We start from the raw sequence: 19,853 nt of genomic DNA, 5'->3' as shown, positions 1-19,853 counted from the left end.
CACCGGTGCGCCCAACCCATGACCGGATCGAGCGAAACAAGGGTGCACCAATGAGCGGGAGTCGCGAGGCTACGGGCGCTGACCGCGACGGCGGTCGAGCGCCGAGCGACGGAGCGAGGTAGGCGTGAGCGGGAGTCGCGAGGCTACGGGCGCTGACCGCGACGATGGTCGAGCGCCGAGCGACGGAGCGAGGTAGATACGGTGAATGCCGTGTACCAGCGCAACGAGACCGTCGTCTCCGAGCCGGCGTGGGCGGTGGGGCTGACGTGGGTGGGCCTGCCGCTCGCCGGTGCCGGCGCGGGGTGGCTGCTCCAGGCGCTCGCCGGCTGGCTCGCCGACCTGCCGTGGATCCCGTTCAAGGGCCCGATCGAGCTGCTCGCCTCGGTCGCCGACAACGAGCCGCTCGCCACGATCGTCAGCCTCGCCGTGGGCGCGGTCGTGGGGCTCGTGCTCGCGTTCATCGGGGCGATGGAAACGCTGCGCGTGGCGATTACCGACAGCGACGTGACCCTGCGCCGGGGCGACGCCAAGCAGACGGTCAACCGGAGCGACGTGCGGGCGGTCTTCGTCGACGGCAAGCAACTGGTACTGCTCGGGCGGGAGTCCGAAGAGCTCGCGCGGGAAGGCTTCGACCTGGGCGCCGACCGGATGCGGGACGGCTTCCTCGCACACGGATACCCGTGGGCGGCGGCCGGCGACCCGCACCGCGACGAGTTCCGCCGGTGGGTCCCGGACGATCCGGAGCTGCCGGGCAGCGCCGACGCGCTGCTCAAGGCCCGCGCCAAGGCGCTGGAGAAGGGCGAAAAGACAGATATCGCCGAGCTGCGCAGCGAGTTGGGCAAGCTCGGCGTCGTCGTGCGCGATGAGTCAAAGCGGCAGTACTGGCGGCGCACGCACCCCACCTCCGGCTGAGCAGGGGGTATCCCGGCCTGGGACGGCTGGGCTAGCCTGTGGCCCGTGACCGCCACGGGGGGAGTGGCGGCGCCGCCGCTGCCACCGCGGCCGCGCCGCTATCGCACGTTCACGAGCGCCGTCGTCGAGACCGGCGCGGTGCTGGCGATGGCGGTCCGGCTGCTCTGGCGGCACTGGCCGGTGCTCTTCGCGCTCTACTTCGCGGGCGCGGCCGCGCGGGCGTTCATCCTGATCGGGGCCGTGCAGGCGAGCAAGGTGCACGCGGCGCTCGGCATGATGGTGGTGATTCTCGGCCCCATCGCCACCCTGAGCGCGCTGGTCCTCATGCTCCGCGTGATGCGTCCATCGCTGCCCTGGCTGGCGGTCGCGACCGCCGACCCGCCCGACTCGGACACGTTGGAGGGTGCGGCACCGCGCCGGTCGACGCTGTTGGACCACATTGCCAGCGCGCTGGTGCCGTTCCTCGCCGTGTACGCGTCCTGGGGCTACCTCACCCAGGACATCTCCGACTACGTGTACGAGGTCTGGAGGGATGCGTCGTTCAACGACGCCCGGGTCTTCGACGACCCCACCGTGCTCAGTCGGGAGTTGGACGAGCGGCTGCCGTTCGACATGACCATCGGCCTGATCGTCGTGATCGTCTTCGCCGTGCTGCTGCGCTGGCTGCTGAACACCTGGCGTGGCGGGGGCAGATGGCCGGCGCTCGGCATCGTCGGCGCGTACATCGAGGTCGCGTGGATCCTCGTGACGGTGGCCGCGCTCAACCAGGCGCGGACCCCGATCACCGACTGGGTGCAGGGGCGCAAGGTTGTGCAGTGGCTGCTCGACGTGTGGAACGGTGTGGTCGAGGCACTCGGGCCGCTCACCAACCTCGTCCGCAGCACCTCGGAGTGGCTGGTCGGTGCCATCGCGTCGGCCGACAGCGTGATCGTCGTACCGCTGGCGTGGCTCGCGGTCGGCGCTGTCGTGTACGGGCACAAGCTCGCCCCGCCCGCGCCCTCCAGCTCCGAGCTGCTCCAGCGGGCGGGCAAGCGGTGGAACGCGCTGCCCAAACCGGTACGCGTCGTCGGGGCCAACGTCTCCTCCGACATGCGCGACCGCTTCACGCCGCTCGTGCACGGCATCCGCACGCTGGCCCAGGCCGGCCTGGCGCCGATGCTGTTCTTCTGCATCGCGTTCCTCGTGGCGCAGACCGCGAGCGACTGGTTGTGGGAGGTGGAGCGGCTGATTATCGGCCCACGCGAGCTGGGCGCGGTCTGGATACCGATCTCCGGGCCGCTCAGCCTGCTCAACGACGCCGTGGGCATGGTGCTGCTCGCCTGCCTGCTGGGGGCGGCGGTCGACCGCGTGCTGCGGCTCCAGCCCGCGTCCACTGAGTCATCTCCAGCCGACTCGGAGAGCCCTGACTCGTCCTCTGTCGGGGATGGTGTTCAGGAGGCGGGCAGCCGGGCGTAGCGCGGCAGCTGCGTGGCCCGCAGCACCCGCACAGCCGCCGGTTGGGCCGACTCCGGCGTCACGAAGTAGAGCTGCACCTCCCACGGCGACGGCGCGTTGTCATCTTCCGGCGTACAGGCGGGAAAGCGCGAACGCGTGCCGCTCAGCTCGGTGGGATTGGGGCTGAAGAGCCGCCCTTCGCTGTCTTCGAGCGACAGGTTGCAGCCGAGGACCGCCTCCTTGTCGGCCGCCTCGAACGCGATCGTGGCCCGCCATACCTTGGTGTTGGTTGGTGGCGTGAAGGGATCGCCACTGTACGTCCGCAGATCTGTCGCCGGCCCGAAGTCCACGAGCCGCATCCGCGCGTCGGCGTACGCGACCCAGCCATCCCCGCCGGGAAGGACCGCTTCGTGCGCATCCAAGCGGTTGTACATGTCCAGCCCATCCTTGACGCTCGGGGCGAGGGCGAGCGCGAGGATCGGCAGGAGCGCGATGAGCCCCCAGAGGTTGCGCCGCCACCACCCCTTGGCCGCGCCCCCGGTCGGTGGCTGCGGCGGCGTCTGGTGTCCGTGCGGCAGCGCTCGTGGCGGCCGCGCGTGCCCGTGTTGCGGTGCTTGCGGGCCGTGCGGTGACGGTGGGAAGCCGTGCGGCGGCGGTGCGGACGCGCCGTTCCCAGGCGTCTGCGGCGCGAACCCTTGCGGCGGCGCCAGCGTGCTGTGCGGCGGTGGGGGTGCGCCGTTGGCAGGCGTCTGCGGCGGTGCGAACCCTTGTGGCGGCGCCGGCGTGCCCGGCGGCGCGAAACCTTGCGGTGGTGGTGGCTGTGGCGGCGGGAACCCTTGCGGCCACGCGGACGTGCCAGGCATCGATGGCGGGAAGCCTTGTGCCTGCTGGTACGCGCCCGGCGTGGATGGCGCGAGGCCCTGCGGTTGTGCCGGCCCGGGCGACGAAAATCCCTGCGGCGGCGGAGGCGCGCCAGGCATTGGAGGCGGGAAGCTTTGCCCCTGCGCGTAGGTGCCCGGCGTCTGTGGTGACATCGCCGCACCGGACCCGAACGACTGCGGCGACCCAGCAGGGCTGTGCGTGATCGGCTGTGGCTGTGGCGGCGCGAAGGCCTGCGCGCGCACGGGCGGCTGCGGCGTCGAAGTGCCGACCGGCTGCCCGGGAGCAGGCGCCAGGCCCGGCAGCGCGGGCGTCGAATTCCCCGCTTCCCGGTGCGGCTGCGTGCTCGCGAGCGCCGATCCGGCGCCCGGCACCGCGCCTCCCGACCCGATCGGCTCCTGGTGCGGCGGGCTTGTCGGTGCGGCCCACGGTGAGGGCGACGTCTGCGTGTTGGCCCAGGACGCCGGAGCCTGCTGGTCGTGCGGCACTGCCCCGGCCGGGTGGTGCGGCGCGTGTGGTGCTCGCTGCTGCGGCACTGTCTGGGCTGCGTGGTGCGGCGCTGGCTGGGCCGCCGGCTGTGGCGGATGCGGTGCGGCCCGCGGCGGCGCTTCGGGCGGCATCTGCGGCGCCACCGAATCCGCCGGGCGCCCCTGAAACGCCGCGTTCTCCCGTGCCGGCGCGCGGAAGACCGCCGTCTCCGGCTCTGGTTGGAAGACCGCGTCCTCCGGCGGCGCCGCGTGCCGTGGTGCCGGTGGCGGCCCGTCCGGCGGCCGCGCCTCCGGTTGGGCCGACGGTGTCTGTCGTGGCGCTACGCCCGTCGGCGGCTCACCGGCTGGCGTCGGCGGCGGCGCGGTCCGCGTGACCAGCGGCTGTGGCGCGGTGACCGCTTGCGGCCCGTGCGGCACGGCCACCGGCTGGGGCGCGGGCGGCTCCGGCTGTGGGCTCGTGTTCAGGTAGCCGGTTGCCGGCGGCTTGGGCAGCGGGTTGAGCATCACCGGCGGCTTCGGACCGAGCGGTGGTGCCGGACGTTCCGGCCGGCCCGACTGTGGTGGCTCCTGCGGTGACGAAAGCGCTTGTTGCCCAGCCGCCCGCGAGCCATGCTCGGCGACGTGCGGATGCGCCGCGGTATCCGCCTGGCTCGGATCGCCGTACCCGTTCACGTGGAAAGCGGCGGTGTCGGGCTCGACGGCCGGGATGATCGCGGTATCCGACTCACGTGCGGGAGGCGGATCGTCCTCGCGCGGGGGCCAGGCGGATTCGGCCGGTGCCCACGGGGAAGGTGGCTGGGTCACGGCACCACCTTCGGGCTCTCCATGGCCGCGGGCTCCTCCTGCGTCGCCCACGCGTCCACAGTGGCGGTGTCCACGCTCGGCAGCTTGATCTCGGCCATGCCTTCCATCCGCTGGTCGACGATCGGCGTCGCCAGGCGCAGGCGCAGCGAGGTGGCCACGTCACGCGGCACCTCGAACGCGATGTCGCCCTCCACCGGTATCCCCGGCTGGAACGTGCGCGACCCGCCCGCGAACAGTTGCGTGAACCGGTTGCTCACCAGGAACTCGCGTTCCTTGTCGTCGATGAGCGCCGAGTATCCGATGACAGTGTCCTCGGTCGTGGCGGTGACTCGCACGCGAACCACAATCCACACGCCGCCCGTCTCGTAGCGCTTGCTGCGTACATTGAGCAGCTTGGCGCCGCGCACACCGACCAACCGCGCCTCGAACGTGCGGGCCGAGACCGGCTCATTGATCTGGCCGGCGGCGATGTACGGCCGCTCGCGGATGTCGGCACGGTCACCATCGATGGGACGCCAGTTGGCCACCACGCCGCCGACCGCCAGCGCCGCCACCAGCAGCATGCCGACCCGCGCCCGCTTGCCGACCCGCTCGACCCGTCCAGGCGGCGCCCGGTGGCTGCGAATCTCCTCCCCGGAGGGTGCCGCGCCGCCGCCGGCCGCCGTCACGACAGCAGCACCAGGCGAGGCCACACCGGGCGGGAACGCACCTCCGGGCGGGACCGGCCCTGACGGGCCACCGGCGGACATCGCGCCCGGCAGAACACCGCCAGGTTGAACGCCCTGCGCGGGCATGGCGCCCGGCGGGATCGCGCCCGCCGGCCGACCATGCGGTGGGACAGCACTCGGTGAAAGGCCAGGCTGCGGGACCGCGCTCGGCGGGAGTCCGGGCTGCGGGACCGCGCCCGGTGGGAGGCCAGGCTGTGGGGCCGGGCCTGGAGGGGAGCCACCTGGCGGGACCATGCCAGAGGGGAAGCCGCCTGCTGGGAGCGCATTAGTGGGGAAGGCGCCGGGCGGGATCGCAGCCGGGGGAACGGATCCGGGCGGGACTGCGCCACGAGGCGGGACCGAGGCCGGCGGGACTACGCCCGGCACGCCACTGGCTGAAGGAACGGGGCCGCCATGCGGGACCGCGCCGGGCCGGCCGGTGGTCGCCGGGCGGGGAGTGTTGAGCCGTCCGCCCGGCGGTGGGATGGTGATGCGTGGGGCGCCGAGTGGTGGCACTACCGGGCGTGGGGGCGGTGGGGGGAAGGCCGGCTGCCCACCAGGCGAGGGCGCACCAGCGGGCCAACCACCAGCCGGTGGCCAGCCGCCCGAGGCGGCCGGCCCCGATGGCGGCACCTGCCCCGTAGACGGCAACGGGCCTGGTGGGACGGCGCCGGGCGGAGGCCAACCGTCCGGGGGGTTGGGTTGCTCGGACGGGGTCACTGGTCGCGCCGATCCTCGACGGGCACGGTCAGCTCGGCGCGAGGTTCGAGGCCGAGCCAGGCTTTGTGGCCGGCCAGTGAGTCGATCCGGTAGGTCTTCTGGTTGATTGTCACCTTTACCTCGGTGGGCACCGGGGCGGTGCTCTCCTGCTCCCAGAAGTAGGCGAGCTTCTCCGGCATCGACGGCTGGAGATAGGTGACCGATACGCCGTCGCGCAGCGCGATGATGTAGCCCGGGTCGAGCCGGCGGAGTGCGGGGTCCTTCACCAGGCCCTCGACGCCCGAGATCTCTAGGACCTCGCGCATGTCGTTGCGGCTCGTCGGCGCGGTGACCTCGACCGTGGCGAGCACGACGACCCAGCGGTTGGCGGGGTTGTCCAGCCGGATGCCGGGGAGGCCGTCGCCGACGAGGCGGGCGCCGGTGATGGTCACATTCCAGGGCTCGCCCTCGCTGAGCTCGTTGACCTGGACGGGGGGCACCTCGGGCTTTTCTGCCGTCTCCAGCCCGCCGAAGAGCCCGGACGCGGCGAGGGCGGCGACGCCGGCACTCAGGCCGAGCCATCGCAGTGGGATAGCGACAATGCGGGCGCCGAGCCCTCGCGGGCCCGCGCCCGGCCCCCCGCCGACGCTAGACACGTTTCCGGAGCATAGGCGCAACCAGCCAACCGGGCTAGGGCTGTCCTGCCGATCGTCGCTGGGCTGCGATCTGCCCGGACGACGACCGGCGACGTCCGGCGAAAAGTCACCAGGGAAGGGGCGAAAGGTCACCGTGAGACAGGCGAGGACCACCGGGCGGAAGGCCACACACAACGCCCGTATGCGACCTTCCGCCCTACTGCCCCTGCGGGTACGGCCAGCCGTTCGGCACGCAACCGCCCATGCCGTAGATCTGCTGCTGCATCACCGGCGCCGGCCGGCCCTTGCCGGGGCACGACGCGTGGCCGTGTCCCAGGAAGTGGCCGACCTCGTGGTTGACCACCAGATGGCGGTACATGTCGACGTCGCCGGCGTAGGCGGGCGTGGCCAGGATCCAGCGCTTGACGTTGATGACGACGTTCTCCTGGCCGCGGCAGGAGACCTCGCCACCGGTGTCCAGGCCGTACCGGCCGCAGATCTCGTCGACGGTGTCGGGGCTGGCGAGCTTCACGATGAAGTCGACCGGTCCGCTGGCCGGCCGCTGAAACGCCCACCGTCCCCGCGCGGTCCAGCCTCGGGGGTCGGCCAGGACGCGGTCGACCCACTGCGCGAACTCGCCCGGCTCCTGCCCCAGGCCCCGCTCCACCTCTACCCGGTAGCGGAGCAGGCGACCGGTGCCGACGCGCTCGGCGTCGCCGGTCGCGCGCCGGAAGGTGCCCTCGCCGCTCTGCGGGAACGTCGGCGGAGCCGTCGTGGGCGGCGGTGCCTCCGGGGTCTCGACGGTGGTTGGGGGTGGGAGGGTCGGAGCCGCGGTCCAGTTGGTGGGCGTACCAGATGAATTGTTGCGAATCGCGAAGCCGCCGGCCGCGAACATCAGCCCGCCCACGACGGCGCCCACGCTGACCACGACGTAGACGAGTGCGCGGTTCTCACGCCGCATGCCGCTGGTCCTCCGCGGCTGCCGCGGCGGCCCGGCGCAGGGCGAGCGTCTCGCGGATCCGCCGGCGGGCGGCGCGGCGCCACCGTTCCTCCTGTTCGCGTCCCATGGGCGGCACCGTACGGAGGCGGTCGTGAAGAACCATTGAAGAAGCCGTCTGTCTGCCGTTCTTCACTGCAACTTCATCGCGGCGCGAGGCAGTATGGGTCACCATGAGCGCGCGGATCCTGGTCGCGGAGGACGACCCCAAGCAGGCCAACCTGATCCGGGTCTACCTGGAGCGGGAGGGTCACAGTGTGCTCGTCGTGGGCGACGGGCGCACGGCGCTGGAGCAGGCGCGCGCTCGCAAGCCTGACCTCGTGGTGCTCGACGTGATGATGCCGCAGGTCGACGGCCTCGACGTGTGCCGCATCCTGCGTGGCGAGTCAGCGGTGCCGATCCTGCTGCTCACCGCCCGCACCACCGAAGACGACATGCTGCTCGGCCTCGACGTGGGGGCGGACGACTACATCACCAAGCCCTACAGCCCTCGCGAGCTGACCGCGCGCGTCCGCGCGCTGCTCCGCCGCGCGGGCGCGGTCACCGCCGGCAACCAGGCCGTCCTCAAGGTGGGCGACCTGGAGATCGATCCAGGGCGATTCGAGGTACGGGTCGGCGGGCGGCCCATCGTGCTGACGGCGAAGGAGTTCGGCATCCTGGAGGTGCTGGCGGGCGAGCCGGGGCGGGCGTTCACGCGGGCGCAGATCATCGACCGGGCGTTCGGCTTCGACCATTATGTGCTGGAGCGCACGGTCGACGCCCACGTCATGAACCTCCGCCGCAAGATCGAGGAAGACGCCGCCGAGCCCCGCTACGTGCAGACCGTCTACGGCCGCGGCTACCGGCTGGCCGAGTCTTGAGCTTCCGCGTCCGCGTGCTGGTGCTGGTCACGCTCGTGGCCGTCACCGCCGTGGGCGCCACCGCCTGGATCGTGCTCCGCCAGGCGTCGCAGCAGATCACCGAGTCGCAGACCGCCGACCGCGCGGTGATGGACCGGGTCACGACGCCGCTGCTCGAGTACGGGCAGACGCACGGCACCTGGGAGGGCGTGCCCAACCTCGTCTACGACCTCTCCATAAGTACCGGCCAGCGCATCCACCTGGCCACCGAGTCGGGCATCGTGGTGTCCGACACCGACACGCTTCAGGGGATCACCGCACGCGATCTCGGCCCCTCGGCGTCGCTCGTCGACCCCCGCCCCAAGCTTGATCTGAGTGCGGCCGATGACCCCTTCGGCATAACGACCAAGGCAGCGAGCGGATACCGGGCCGGGGTGCGCTTCGCGGCCTGCGTCACCCGCCGCGGATACCCGGTCCAGAAGATCAATGGCACCTTCGGGGTACCCACCTTCAGAGCGCCGGACGCGGATCCCCGGGCGGTGGCCGATTGCCGGCAGAAGTCGGCCGAGTCGCGGCGCGACCTGGAGTTCGGGGAGCAGCGGATCTCGGCCTGCAAGGAGCCCGGGTTGGTCGGAGTGGCCTTGGAGAGCTGCCTCTCGCAGGCGTTCACCGATGTCATCAGCGAGGTGGCGGCGCCCCCGCTGCGGGTGACGCTCGGCTTCGCCGGCGAGCAGCCGTCGCCGCTCGCGGTCGCCCCCATCCTCGCCGCGGCCTCCGGCATCGCCCTGCTCGCGCTCGCCGGCACCGCCGTGCTCAGCCGCCGTGTACTCCGCCCCATCGCCAGCCTCACCGAGGCCGCCGGCCGGCTCGGGCGTGGCGACCTCACCAGCCGCGTCGCCGTCGTGGGCAGCGACGAGGTGGCCGAGCTGGGCCGCTCCTTCAACCGCATGGCCGACTCCCTCCAGCGCGGCGAGGAACGGCAGCGCCGGCTGGTCGCGGACGTCGCGCACGAGCTGCGTACACCGCTCGCCAACCTCCGCGGCTACCTTGAGGCGCTCAAGGACGGTGTGATCGCCCCCGACCCCGAGCTTTTCGCGTCGCTGCACGAGGAGGCCGTACTCCAGCAGCGAATCGTCAACGACCTCCAGGATCTGGCGCTGGCCGAGGCGGGCACGCTCGCGTACCACCGCACGCTCATCGACCTGGCCGAACTCCTGGAGACCAGCCGCGCCGCCCACCACGCGGTGGCCGAGGCCGCGGGCGTGCGTCTGGTGGTGGCGGTGCCGGGCCCGGCTCAGGTGTACGCCGACCCTGACCGCCTGCGGCAGGTGCTCGGCAACCTGGTGACCAACGCGCTGCGTGCCACATCCTCCGGCGGCAGCGTGACACTCACGGCCGCGGTCGACGGCACGACCGCGGTGGTCCGGGTCGCCGACACGGGAACGGGCATCGCGCCGGCCGCACTGCCGTACGTCTTCGACCGCTTCTGGCGCGCGGACTCGGCCCGCGGCCGCCGCACGGGCGGGAGCGGGCTGGGGCTGTCGATCGCCCGCCAGATCGTCACCGACCACGGCGGCACCATCACGGTCGCGAGCCAACTCGGCGTGGGCACGACCTTCACGATCACCCTCCCAGCCGTGCACGGCTAGACGATCTATGCCAAGGGAGGGATATGGGCTGCCGCGATGCCCGTCGTGGTCCAGACCGCTGCGGCGCGGCGGTGCGTGGGGCCTATGAGCGATTGTCGGTGCTTCGCGGAGGTTGATCTGCGGCCAGGGGCCTGCCGGCCGGTGCCCCCTGCACGGTCTCCTAGCTGGGCTGCTCCTCGGGGTGTGTGGCCGGTTTGCGGGCTGCCAGCCGCTCGACCAGGCCCAGCCGGAAGCGGTCGTGACCCTCCACAGTGAACCCCATCGCCTCGACCTGGCGGATTGGGCGGCGGCGCCAGTACTCGCCGGCCGTGGGTACGGTCACCAGTTCGAGCAGCCACTGCACCGCGCGCAGCGTCCTCGGGCCGGCCTCGACGTGGTCCGCGAGCAGGAGCAGGCCACCGGGGCGGAGCACTCGGGCCATCTCCGCCAGCGCCTTGCGGTCGTCGGGGATGGCGCACAGCCCGAAGGTGCACACCACCGTGTCGTACGCGGCGTCCGGCAGATCCAGTGCCTGGGCGTCGCCCTCGCGCAGGTCGACCGCGCGGCCCAGTTCGGCGGCGCGGCGGCGGGCGTTCGCGAGCATGCCGGGGCTGAACTCCACACCGGTCAGGCGCACGCCCCCGGGGTAGTGCGGCAGGTTGAGACCGGTGCCGATCGCGACCTCGAGCACATCGCCGGTCGCCTGGCCGCAGACCCACTGCCTCGTGTCGCCGAAGAAGCGGCGGTCGGCGCGGGTCATGCTGCCGTCATACGAGCTGGACATGCGGTCCCACCGGCGGCGGAGCCGGTCGGTGCGGCGGTCGTCCTCCATGCACTCGACGCTAGCCGGTCACCTGACCAGCGTCTGCCGCGTGCGCACGGGCAGGCCCTAGCGTGGAGCCGCGTACCGGAGGTGGGGGCGGGTCCGCAGGCGGATGGTGGAGAGCACGGCCACCAGCGCGGTCGCGAGCACGCTGACCAGGATGCCGTGGGTCAGGCCGCGCACCAGAAACTCCGAACCGGTGTCGCCGACCGCGTAGGTGGCGATCTCACGGCTGGCCCAGAAGGGCGTCAGCCTGGTGAGCGAGTCGGCGGGGTCGATCATCATCGTCAGGCTGATCGTCACCAGCAGGATCAGCGTGCCCTCCAACTCGCGTGGCACGAGCGCGCCGATCAGCAGGCCGAACGGGGCAGCCACCGTGACCGCGAGCGCCATCGCCGCCGCCACCGCACCGAGGCGCACCTCGCCGCCATGGTCGAGTGCGATCAGCGCGAAGAACGGGGCCGCGACCACCACGCCCAGCAGCCACATGGCGGTGAGGCGGCCGAGGTAGAGGTGGTGGCTGCGGTAGCCGGACAGGCGCAGGCGCGGCTCGATCTGCCGGCTGCTCCCGCTGGCGAAGAGCGCCGCCGTGCTCACCGCCCACGCGAGGCCGAGCAGGAGGAAGCGGATCGACTGCCCCACGTGGTCGTGCCGGACCAGGTAGCTGACCAGAGGGAGGGTCAGGAGCAGCAGGAGTACGCCACGGCGGCGCAGCAGCTCGCGCAGCGCCATCTCGGCGACGGTGAAGAGCTTCATGCGGCGACCTCCCGCGCGCCCGGGTTCAGGTCGAGCACCTGGTCGACCTGGTCGAGTTGGTTGAGCAGGTGGGTGACGACCACTACCGCCCGGCCCTCGTCGCGCCACCGCCACACGTGCTGCCAGAAGTCGAGGTATGTGCCACGGTCGAAGCCCTGGTAGGGCTCGTCGAGCAGCAGCACGTCGGGGTCGCCGAGCGAGGCCATCACCAGGTTGAGCTTTTGCCGCGTGCCGCCGGAGAGGTGGCGGGCCTGCGTGCCGTCCGGCGCCCACTGCAGGGTCGCGGCGCCCGCGCGCCCCAGCCGCCGCGCCTGGGCACGGTCGATGCCACGGCCGGCTCCCACGAGTACGAAATGCTCCTCGGGAAGCAGGAAGTCGTAGGTGCCACCATCTTGCGGGCAGTAGCCGAGCCGCCCGTCGATCACCACCTCGCCGGAGTCGGGCGACAGCAAGCCGGCGCAGATGCGCAGGAACGTGCTCTTGCCCGAGCCGTTGGCCCCGACGATCGCGGCCACCTCGCCCGCGTGGACGGTCAGGTTGGTGGGCGACAGGATCACGCGGCGCCCGTACCTCTTGGTGATTTTGGTGGCCTGGAGGCGGACGCGGCCCGGCGGACGCCGTGGTGGACGGCGCTGGCTGGCGAGGCTGTCGGCGACGGCGGCCGCGTATCCCTGCGGCGTGCCGAAGGCGCGCAGCGCCGGCTGTCCGCTGTCGCGCAGGTGGGCGGCGGCCTCGGCCACCACGTGGCGCATCACCTCCGGCGCGAGCTGGTGCCGGGCGAGCTCCTGCCCCAGCGCCTGCAGCCACCTCTCGTCGATCATGGGCTGGTCACCTCTTCCATCGCGGGAACAGCAGCTCGTCGACCCGGCCGGCAAACCCGCGCCAGTCGGCCGACAGTTGGCGCACCGCCTCCTCGCCGGAGGGAGTGAGCTGGTAGTACTTGCGCGCGGGGCCCGCCTCGCCGTCGCGCCAGTGCGCCGCGACGAGGCCGGTGCGCTGGAGCCGCAGCAGGACGGGGTAGAGCGTGCCGCCCTGGATCTGGCCGAGCCCCGCCCGATCGAGGGCCTGGGCGATCTCGTAGCCATAAGACTCGCGGCGGCCGAGCAGGGCGAGCACGCAGACGTCGAGCACGCCTCGCAGCCACTGTGCCCGCCGCTCCTGATCCACGCCGGAGAAGGTAGCACAGCTACCTAGATGGCATCGCCATCTAGCGAGCGCCACTCGTCCGGACCGCTCAGCAGCGCGCGGACGGTCTCGTACGCCTCGTCCTCGCTGTCGTACTCGTAGAAGCGGGAGATCCCCTCGGCCCCGCCCGCGCGCTGCTCCACGAACCACTGGTCGGCATCGGCGCGCAGGTACACATCCCGGCGCGCGAGCCGCCCCCATTTGCCGTTCCACCAGTGCTTTCGCTGTTCCATGCGGGGCACTGTATAGAACAGATGTTCGACTATCGCTGGCTGGGTCGATCCCGGTTGACGAGGTTGTCGACGGCGCCGAGGTGCTGTTCGGGCACGCGCGAGGCGAGCAGCGCGTCGCGGATCTCGGTGAGCAGCTTGACCTCCTCGCTCGGTGCGGCCGGCGGCGGCTCCTCGCCGCGGCGGCGGCGCTCGGCGAGCTTGTTCATCGGCAGGACGACGAGGAAGTAGAGGGCCGCGGCGGTGAGCAGGAAGGTGATCACGGCGTTGACGAACGCGGCCCAGTCGAAGGTCGCATCGCGAACGGTCCACTTGCCCGACAGCTCCTGGCCGCCGCCGAGCAGTTGGATGAACGGTTCGAGGAAGGAGTCGGTCAGCTGCGTCACGACCGCCGTGAACGCGGCACCGATGACGATGCCGACCGCGAGGTCGACCACGTTGCCGCGCATGATGAAGTCTTTGAAACCCTTGAGCATGCCCAGCACCGTAGTGGTCTTGGCGTCATACCTCCAGAAATGCCCCAGCCTCGGCGGCTGCCAGCGTGGCGTCGCCGGCCCGGATGGCCTCGACCAGGCGGTCGTGGCCACCCCGGTCCTCGGAGTGCAGCTCGTCGCCCACGAACGCGGCGATCGAGGGGCGCAGCATCGTCTTGGCGAACGAGGCGTACAGCTCGGCCAGCATCGTATTGTGCGCGGCGGCCACGATCGCGATGTGGAGGACCGCGTCGGCCTCGACGAAATCCTCGACCCGGCCCGCGCGCCACGCGGCCTCGCGGTCGGCGAGCGCGCCGTCGAGCGCCGCCATGTCTTCCGGGGTACGGCGTAAGGCCGCCAGCCGGGCCGCCTCCACCTCGAACGCCCGCCGCACCTCGACGGCCTCGGCCGCCTGCGCGCCGGCCAGCCGGCGGGTCACCGCGCCGGTCATCTCGTCGGCCGAGATCACATATGTCCCCGAGCCCTGGCGGCACTCCAGCACGCCGGCGTGGACCAGCGCGCGCACCGCCTCGCGCACCGTATTGCGCCCCACGCCGAGCGCCTCGACCAACTGCGGCTCGGTCGGGATGCGACTGCCCACCGGCCACTCGCCGCTCGCGACCTGCTCGCGAAGCTGGTCGATCACCTGTCGCACCAGCGTGGGACGCGAGCGCGTGGCGAGTGTCATCGGTTACATCACCCGACCATAAATCATCCCATGATTTTAAGATGGAGGCCGTGGCTCCGCCAGCATCGACCCTCGCAGCCCCTGTCCCCGCCGCCATCCAGACCGGTCCAGCCGCCCGCCCGCGCGGCACCGCCCTGATCCTCGCCGGCATCTTGCTCGTCGCGCTCAACCTGCGAGTAGCGATCACCAGCCTCGGCGCTCTGCTCGAGGAGGTGCGCACCGGCCTGCACCTCTCCGGCGCGATGGCGGGGGTGGTGACGACGATGCCGACGATCGCCTTCGCCGCCTTCGGAGCGCTCGCGCCCTGGCTGGTCCGCCGCTTCACCGCTGGCCGCATCGTGCTCGCCGCCATGGTCGCGCTACTGGCCGGCGAGGCGGTGCGGGTCGCCACCGGCTCGACGGTCGTCTTCATCGCGACGAGCGCAGTCGCGCTGGCCGGCATCGCGGTCGCCAACATCCTGCTCCCTCTGCTGGTGCGGCAGCACTTCCCGCACCGGACCGGGCTGGTCACCGGCGCGTACACGGTCTCGCTCACCATCGGCGCCTCGGTGGCCGCCGCCTCCGCCGTGCCGATCGCGGACGCCTTCGGCTCGTGGCGGGCCGGGCTCGGCGCGTGGTCGCTGCTCGCCGTGATCGCGATGCTCCCGTGGCTCCCCGCGGTCTTTCGCCGCCGCACCACGCAGGCCGCGGTCGCACCGCTGGCCGCCCGCGTGCGCCCGGCCCGCACGCGAGTGGGGTGGGCGATGGCGATCTACTTCGGAGCGCAGGCGCTCAGCGGCCACGCGACGATGGGCTGGCTGGCCCAGCTCTTTCGCGACTCCGGCTATCGGCCGCAGACCGCCGGCCTGCTGCTCGCCGGCGTGACCGCGGTCGGCATCCCGGTGGCGCTGGTGATGCCCGCGCTCGCGATGCGGCTGAACAACCTGCGGCCGCTCGTGCTGGGCCTGTCGGCCACGATGATCGCCTCCTACGTCGGCCTCGCCATCGCCCCGCACGACGGCGCCGTCGTCTGGGTCGTGCTGCTCTCGATCGGCCAGGGCGCTTTTCCGCTGGCGCTGGTGGCGATCGGCCTGCGCGCCCGCACGCCCGAGGGGACCGTGGCGCTCTCCGCCTTCACCCAGTGCCTGGGGTATCTGATCGCGGCGCTCGGCCCGCTGGTGGTCGGCGCGCTGTATGAGCTGACCGGCGGCTGGAACCTCCCGCTCGGCTTCCTCATCGGCGCGGCTGTCGTCCAGATCGTGGCGGGTCTGGCGGTCGCCCGCCCCCGGTTTGTCGAGGACTGACCTCCCTCGCGCGTCGCCTTTCCCGGCGTGCCTTCGCGGGCTTGCTTCACCGCGTGTGGCCGGTCGCCGCGTGTGGCGAGCAGCAACTGGTGTGCCGGTCATGGAGTGGGGGTCGCGGCCGGACGGAGCACCTCGCATGCCTTGATGGCTTCGGCGACCTCGGGGTCGGTGGTGCTCGGATTGGCCCGCAGGTCGACGCCGCGGTCGGCGAGACAGTTGCGGTAGGCGGCGCCGGCCTCGCGGTTGGCTCCGCCGGGACCGCCGCCCGGTGCGCCGCTCGGCCGCGCCGAAGCGCACGCCTCCTGCGCCTTTTGCCAGGTCGCGTCGTCGACCCCCTCGGGCCGGAAGCCGCCCATCCGCCCGGGCGGTGCGCTGCCGACCGGACCGCCGATACCTCCCGGCGCGCCCGACGGCCGGTCGCTCGGAAACGCGGTCGGCCGGCCCGACGGGAAGCCGCCCGGGCGGCCGGACGGCAACGTGTCCGGAACGTCGATGCCCTGCTCTCGAAGGCAGTCGAGATATGCCGAGGCACCGCCGGGGCCGCCGCCCGCGTCTGCGCCGGAGTCATCGTCCGAGCCGCATCCGGCGGCGAGGAGCAGGGCCGCCGATCCGGCCGCCAGTGCGAGCGTCCATCGCGTGCGCAGAGACACGTGGGTCCTCCATCCTTTGTCGTGCCGCGGATCGGGGGCCTCTACGGCACGCCGGGATATACAACCGCCTGTACCTTCACGCCCCGTCAGACCAACCTCAGAAAACGCTTCGAATCGACTCTGAGGAAACTCCGAGGTACGCCTCAGCCCTCTGCGAGGTGAGCCGTCGAGACTGACGACCCATGGGCGTTCGCCGGAAGAGATGGCGCGGCCGCACACGGTGGCTCGTGTGCGGTCTTGTCGTGGCAGCAGTCGTCCTCACCGGGGCGGGGGCATACGCGCTGACCGCCGGTGAGCCGGCGCCGCCGGCCCAGAGCGGCACGGCGCGGGTCGACCGGGGCGATGTGGCCACGGCCGTCGCGACCACCGGTTCGCTCGAGCCGGCGCAGACCCGCACGCTCGGCTTCGCCACCGACGGCACGGTGACCGTGGTCGGCGTGCGTGCCGGTGACCAGGTCGAGACCGGCCAGGTGCTCGCGGAGATCGACGCCACCGAGGCACGCGAGCGGGTCGACGACGCGCGAGAGGCGCTCGCCGAGGCAGAGGACGCGCTCGCCGAGGCGGAGGCGGCGCTCGACGGTGGCTCGGGCACCTGCGCGGTCTCGGCCACCGGCACCGCGGCCGTCGTGCCGGTGGCGCTGACCGGCGGCACCACCCCGACGCCCGGCCCGAACCCGACGGCGTCCCCGTCCCCGTCACCGAGCGGCCAGCCGTCCACCTCCCCGTCGCCGTCCCGCTCCGTCGTGCCGCCAGCGCCGAGCCAGCCGTCACGGTCCAGCCCGCCGGCGAGCCCGGGCAGCACCGCGCGCCCCGGTGGCGGTTCCGTGCCGGGCGGCGGAGCGAGCCCCGACTGCGGCGGTGCGCGGGGCGCAGACGCGGTGCTCGCGGCCCGGCAGCGGGTCACGAGTGCCGAGTTGGCGCTCGCCGAAGCCGAGGACCAGTTGGCCGGCACGAAGATCACAGCGCCAATCGGTGGCAAGGTGCTGTCGGTGGCGGGCGCGGTCGGTGCCGAGGTCACCGCGCGGCAGACCTTCGTCTCCCTGGCCGACGTGGCCGGCATGCAGGTGTCCGCCGACTTCCCCGAGGCTGACGCCGGCCACCTCGCCGCCGGGCTGAGCGCCACGGTCACGCTCGCCAACCGGCCCGGCGAGGAGTTCGCGGCGCGCGTCGTCCGGGTCAGCCCCGTCGGTGCCGTCGATGGCGACATGGTGCGATACGGCGCGGTGTTCGCCTTCGAGGAGGTGCCGACCGACCTCCTGGTGGGGCAGAGCGCGAGCATCCGGGTCCGGACGAGCGAGGTCACCGGCGTGCTGCGCGTGCCATCGACGGCCGTGCGCGGCGACGGCACCGTCCTCGTGCGCACGGCCGCGGGCGACGAGACCCGCGCGGTGCAGGTCGGGCTGCGCGGCGATCAGCACACCGAGATCAAAAGTGGGCTCATCGAGGGCGATGAGATCGTCATAGCTGGTGCCTAGGAAGTTCCCAGCAAACTCTGAGGCAGTTCCCGTAGAAGGGTGATGTGGCTGGCAAGTTGACCCGAGTGCTCGTCGTCGACGACGAGCCCAATATCTGTGCCCTGCTCTCCGCGACGCTGCGGCTCATCGACTTCGAGGTGCGAGTGGCGAGCGGGGGGCACGAGGCGTTGGCCGTCGCGGCCGAGTTCGAGCCCGACCTGGTGGTGCTCGACGTGATGCTGCCCGACCTCGACGGGTTCCAGGTCGCCCAGCGCCTGCGCTCCGGCTCGGGCGTGCCGGTGCTCTTCCTGACCGCCCGCGACGCGGTCGAAGATCGCATCTCCGGGCTGACGGTCGGCGCCGACGACTACGTCACCAAGCCGTTCAGCCTGGAGGAGGTCGTGCTCCGCATCCGGGCGATCCTCCGCCGCAGCCGCATCGAGCCCGACGGCGAGGGCGACCAGGGCATCCTGCGCTACGCCGACGTGGAGCTCGACGAGGACGCGCACGAGGTGCGCCGCGGCGGGCGGCTGGTCGACCTGTCGCCCACCGAGTTCAACCTGCTGCGCTACCTGCTCGTCAACGCCGGGCGCGTGGTCAGCAAGACACAGATCCTCGACCGTGTGTGGAGCTACGACTTCGGCGGCGACGGGCGGATCGTCGAGTCCTACGTCTACTACCTGCGCAAAAAGATCGACTGCTGGGAGCCGCCCCTCATCCACACCGTGCGGGGCGTCGGATACGCGCTGCGCCTGCCCCGGGCGCCAGACGAGTGAGACTGCCCAGGTGGCGGCACTGGACGCTGCGGTCCCGCCTCGTCGTCGTGGTGGCCGCGCTGACCGCGGTCGCCCTGATCGCGTCCAACGGTGCGGGCATCCTGCTGCTCCGGCAATACCTCACCAACCAGATCGACGACCAGCTCACCGGCATGAGCCGCATGGAGTCGGTGTCCCGGCCACCGCAGGCGCGGCTGGTGCGCCCCGATCCGTTTCCGCGCGGCCGCTTCGATCCGTACAAGACGATGCTCTCCTACGACGCGGCGGGCAATCCGCTGCCGACCTCCGACGTCGAGGGCATCTCGCCGCCCGACGTCGGCGCGTTCACCGAGCTGCTGGAGCGGGCGGGCGGCGAGCCGTTCACAGTGGAGTCGGTCGACGGCGAAGACCACTGGCGCGTGGTGGTGGTCGAGCGCGTCGACGGCACCGTGGCCGTGCCGGCCGTCTCGCTGCGGCAGGTCGAGGCCACCGCCGACCTGCTGCTGGTCATCGACCTGATCGTGATGTTCGTCGTGCTGCTCCTGCTCGGGCTGGTCGCCGCGTCGGTGGTGCGGATCGGCCTGCGCCCGCTGACGCGGATGGAGCGCACCTCCACCGAGATCACGGCGGGCGACCTGACCCGCCGGGTCGACGACGCCGACCCGCACACCGAGTCGGGGCGGCTGGGCATCGCGCTCAACTCCATGCTCGACCGCATCGAGTCGGAGGTGGCCGCGCGCACCGCCTCCGAGCAGCGGATCCGGCAGTTCGTGGCGGACGCGTCGCACGAGCTGCGCACGCCGCTCACCTCCATCCGGGGCTTCGCCGAGCTGTACCGGCGCGGTGGCGCCCCGCCCGGCCCCGGGCTCGACGAGACGATGTCGCGCATCGAGTCCGAGGCCGCGCGGATGGGGCTGCTGGTCGAAGACCTACTGCTGCTGGCCCGCCTCGACCGCCAGCGCGAGCCGCAGCGCCGCCCGGTCGACCTGCTCGCGATCGCCGCCGACACGATCCGCGACGCGCATGCCCGCCGTCCCGACCGGCCGGTGCGGCTGGCCGGGTTCGGCGGTGACGACGAGTGCGGCTTCGAGCCGGTGACCGTGCTCGGCGACGAGCACCGCCTCCGCCAGGTCGCCACCAACCTGGTCGCCAACGCGCTCCAGCACACGCCGCCACAGGCCGACATCACCGTGCGCGTGGGGCGGCTGGGGGCCTATCGACCGCCGCGCTCGCTGGCCGCCTCGGTCGGTGGCGACCTGCCCAGGCGCTCGCCGGTCGCCGTGCTCGAAGTGTCCGACAACGGGCCGGGCGTGCCCGCCGAGCACGCGGGGCGCATCTTCGAGCGGCTCTACCGGGCCGATCCGAGCCGCGCCCGGCGCAATGGTGGCTCGGGGCTCGGTCTGTCCATTGTGGCGGCGATCGTGAGCAGCCACGGCGGTCGCGTCGAGCTGGACACCAGGCCGGGGCGGGGGTCCGCGTTCCGCGTGCTGCTGCCGACAGGTTCCCAGGCAGCTTTGAGCTAGCCCAGGGGTTG

General features: G+C 72.5%; 20 protein-coding genes. 8 read left to right on the top strand and 12 right to left on the bottom strand.

The features are described from left to right. Positions 1-210: 210 nt before the first annotated feature. The gene (locus ACFFIA_RS04425; protein WP_377245612.1) at positions 211-912 is read left to right on the top strand and encodes a YqeB family protein; all 702 of its coding nucleotides are present in this window, start codon (positions 211-213) and stop codon (positions 910-912) included. A gap of 45 nt (positions 913-957) precedes the next feature. Then, positions 958-2,367 (top strand): hypothetical protein, encoded by a 1,410-nt coding sequence (locus tag ACFFIA_RS04420; RefSeq protein ID WP_377245609.1) that lies wholly within the window; start codon positions 958-960, stop codon positions 2,365-2,367. On the opposite strand, the gene ACFFIA_RS04415 is transcribed toward ACFFIA_RS04420, so the two are convergent. From ACFFIA_RS04415 to ACFFIA_RS04400, 4 genes are all read right to left on the bottom strand, one after another. Further along, complete coding sequence (locus tag ACFFIA_RS04415) at positions 2,343-4,517, bottom strand: PAT1 family protein (protein WP_377245606.1); 2,175 nt, start codon at positions 4,515-4,517, stop codon at positions 2,343-2,345. The two genes, ACFFIA_RS04420 and ACFFIA_RS04415, sit on opposite strands and share 25 nt — an antisense overlap. Next, the gene (locus ACFFIA_RS04410) at positions 4,514-5,185 is read right to left on the bottom strand and encodes a hypothetical protein (RefSeq protein ID WP_377245603.1); all 672 of its coding nucleotides are present in this window, start codon (positions 5,183-5,185) and stop codon (positions 4,514-4,516) included. The genes ACFFIA_RS04415 and ACFFIA_RS04410 overlap by 4 nt, the downstream gene beginning before the upstream one ends. Positions 5,186-5,940: 755 nt before the next feature. Further along, a complete protein-coding gene (locus ACFFIA_RS04405) occupies positions 5,941-6,579 on the bottom strand; it encodes a hypothetical protein (protein WP_377245600.1) in 639 nt (212 codons plus the stop codon). A 196-nt stretch (positions 6,580-6,775) separates the two neighbouring features. Beyond that, the gene (locus ACFFIA_RS04400; RefSeq protein WP_377245597.1) at positions 6,776-7,519 is read right to left on the bottom strand and encodes a DUF3152 domain-containing protein; all 744 of its coding nucleotides are present in this window, start codon (positions 7,517-7,519) and stop codon (positions 6,776-6,778) included. A 209-nt stretch (positions 7,520-7,728) separates the two neighbouring features. Here ACFFIA_RS04400 and ACFFIA_RS04395 point away from each other — a divergent pair, with 209 nt between their 5' ends. Continuing rightward, on the top strand, positions 7,729-8,415 hold the full coding sequence (locus tag ACFFIA_RS04395) for a response regulator transcription factor (protein WP_377245594.1): 687 nt from the start codon (positions 7,729-7,731) through the stop codon (positions 8,413-8,415). Continuing rightward, complete coding sequence (locus ACFFIA_RS04390; RefSeq protein ID WP_377245591.1) at positions 8,412-10,043, top strand: sensor histidine kinase; 1,632 nt, start codon at positions 8,412-8,414, stop codon at positions 10,041-10,043. Before ACFFIA_RS04395 ends, ACFFIA_RS04390 begins: the two co-directional genes overlap by 4 nt. Before the next feature lie 160 nt (positions 10,044-10,203). On the opposite strand, the gene ACFFIA_RS04385 is transcribed toward ACFFIA_RS04390, so the two are convergent. From ACFFIA_RS04385 to ACFFIA_RS04355, 7 genes are read right to left on the bottom strand one after another with little or no spacing between them, the layout of a single operon-like run. After that, the gene (locus ACFFIA_RS04385; RefSeq protein WP_377245588.1) at positions 10,204-10,854 is read right to left on the bottom strand and encodes a class I SAM-dependent methyltransferase; all 651 of its coding nucleotides are present in this window, start codon (positions 10,852-10,854) and stop codon (positions 10,204-10,206) included. Positions 10,855-10,911: 57 nt separating this feature from the next. After that, complete coding sequence (locus ACFFIA_RS04380; protein WP_377245585.1) at positions 10,912-11,601, bottom strand: hypothetical protein; 690 nt, start codon at positions 11,599-11,601, stop codon at positions 10,912-10,914. Beyond that, a complete protein-coding gene (locus ACFFIA_RS04375) occupies positions 11,598-12,422 on the bottom strand; it encodes an ATP-binding cassette domain-containing protein (protein WP_377245582.1) in 825 nt (274 codons plus the stop codon). Before ACFFIA_RS04375 ends, ACFFIA_RS04380 begins: the two co-directional genes overlap by 4 nt. Positions 12,423-12,429: 7 nt before the next feature. Continuing rightward, on the bottom strand, positions 12,430-12,768 hold the full coding sequence (locus ACFFIA_RS04370; protein ID WP_377245579.1) for a PadR family transcriptional regulator: 339 nt from the start codon (positions 12,766-12,768) through the stop codon (positions 12,430-12,432). 23 nt (positions 12,769-12,791) lie between these two features. Then, positions 12,792-13,019, bottom strand: coding sequence for a hypothetical protein (locus tag ACFFIA_RS04365; protein WP_377245576.1), 228 nt, complete (start codon positions 13,017-13,019; stop codon positions 12,792-12,794). A 29-nt stretch (positions 13,020-13,048) separates the two neighbouring features. After that, positions 13,049-13,492 carry a large conductance mechanosensitive channel protein MscL gene (gene mscL / locus ACFFIA_RS04360; RefSeq protein WP_377245573.1) on the bottom strand — a complete coding sequence of 148 codons (444 nt, stop codon included), beginning with the start codon at positions 13,490-13,492 and terminating at the stop codon, positions 13,049-13,051. Positions 13,493-13,517: 25 nt separating this feature from the next. Further along, a complete protein-coding gene (locus tag ACFFIA_RS04355; RefSeq protein ID WP_377245570.1) occupies positions 13,518-14,177 on the bottom strand; it encodes a FadR/GntR family transcriptional regulator in 660 nt (219 codons plus the stop codon). Between the two features lie 41 nt (positions 14,178-14,218). Here ACFFIA_RS04355 and ACFFIA_RS04350 point away from each other — a divergent pair, with 41 nt between their 5' ends. Next, positions 14,219-15,460, top strand: coding sequence for a CynX/NimT family MFS transporter (locus tag ACFFIA_RS04350; protein ID WP_377245567.1), 1,242 nt, complete (start codon positions 14,219-14,221; stop codon positions 15,458-15,460). Positions 15,461-15,558: 98 nt separating this feature from the next. On the opposite strand, the gene ACFFIA_RS04345 is transcribed toward ACFFIA_RS04350, so the two are convergent. Beyond that, entirely contained in the window at positions 15,559-16,110 is a 552-nt protein-coding gene (locus ACFFIA_RS04345) for a hypothetical protein (RefSeq protein WP_377245564.1), read from the bottom strand. A 242-nt stretch (positions 16,111-16,352) separates the two neighbouring features. Between ACFFIA_RS04345 and ACFFIA_RS04340 the strand changes: the two genes are divergently transcribed. The 3 genes from ACFFIA_RS04340 to ACFFIA_RS04330 are packed head-to-tail and all read left to right on the top strand — an operon-like array spanning position 16,353 to position 19,842. Then, positions 16,353-17,585: an efflux RND transporter periplasmic adaptor subunit gene (locus tag ACFFIA_RS04340; RefSeq protein ID WP_377245561.1), complete on the top strand. Its 1,233-nt coding sequence runs from the start codon at positions 16,353-16,355 to the stop codon at positions 17,583-17,585. A 44-nt stretch (positions 17,586-17,629) separates the two neighbouring features. Further along, positions 17,630-18,340: a response regulator transcription factor gene (locus ACFFIA_RS04335; protein ID WP_377245558.1), complete on the top strand. Its 711-nt coding sequence runs from the start codon at positions 17,630-17,632 to the stop codon at positions 18,338-18,340. Continuing rightward, positions 18,337-19,842, top strand: a complete 1,506-nt coding sequence (locus ACFFIA_RS04330; RefSeq protein WP_377245555.1) for a sensor histidine kinase — start codon at positions 18,337-18,339, stop codon at positions 19,840-19,842. The genes ACFFIA_RS04335 and ACFFIA_RS04330 overlap by 4 nt, the downstream gene beginning before the upstream one ends. Positions 19,843-19,853 lie beyond the last annotated feature (11 nt).

Source organism: Phytohabitans kaempferiae (genome assembly GCF_042433955.1).
Taxonomy (GTDB): Bacteria; Actinomycetota; Actinomycetes; order Mycobacteriales; family Micromonosporaceae; genus Phytohabitans; species Phytohabitans kaempferiae.
The sequence above is the reverse complement of the archived record's forward strand: the minus strand, read 5'-3'. Positions and strand labels throughout refer to the sequence as shown.

Excerpts from the sequence above, each read along its gene's own strand:
- ACFFIA_RS04365 (WP_377245576.1), bottom strand. The coding sequence starts at position 13,019 with ATGGAACAGCGAAAGCACTGGTGGAACGGCAAATGGGGGCGGCTCGCG.
- ACFFIA_RS04400 (WP_377245597.1), bottom strand. The coding sequence starts at position 7,519 with ATGCGGCGTGAGAACCGCGCACTCGTCTACGTCGTGGTCAGCGTGGGC.
- mscL (WP_377245573.1), bottom strand. The coding sequence starts at position 13,492 with ATGCTCAAGGGTTTCAAAGACTTCATCATGCGCGGCAACGTGGTCGAC.
- ACFFIA_RS04350 (WP_377245567.1), top strand. The coding sequence starts at position 14,219 with ATGGAGGCCGTGGCTCCGCCAGCATCGACCCTCGCAGCCCCTGTCCCC.
- ACFFIA_RS04380 (WP_377245585.1), bottom strand. The coding sequence starts at position 11,601 with ATGAAGCTCTTCACCGTCGCCGAGATGGCGCTGCGCGAGCTGCTGCGC.
- ACFFIA_RS04385 (WP_377245588.1), bottom strand. The coding sequence starts at position 10,854 with ATGGAGGACGACCGCCGCACCGACCGGCTCCGCCGCCGGTGGGACCGC.
- ACFFIA_RS04355 (WP_377245570.1), bottom strand. The coding sequence starts at position 14,177 with ATGACACTCGCCACGCGCTCGCGTCCCACGCTGGTGCGACAGGTGATC.
- ACFFIA_RS04395 (WP_377245594.1), top strand. The coding sequence starts at position 7,729 with ATGAGCGCGCGGATCCTGGTCGCGGAGGACGACCCCAAGCAGGCCAAC.
- ACFFIA_RS04375 (WP_377245582.1), bottom strand. The coding sequence starts at position 12,422 with ATGATCGACGAGAGGTGGCTGCAGGCGCTGGGGCAGGAGCTCGCCCGG.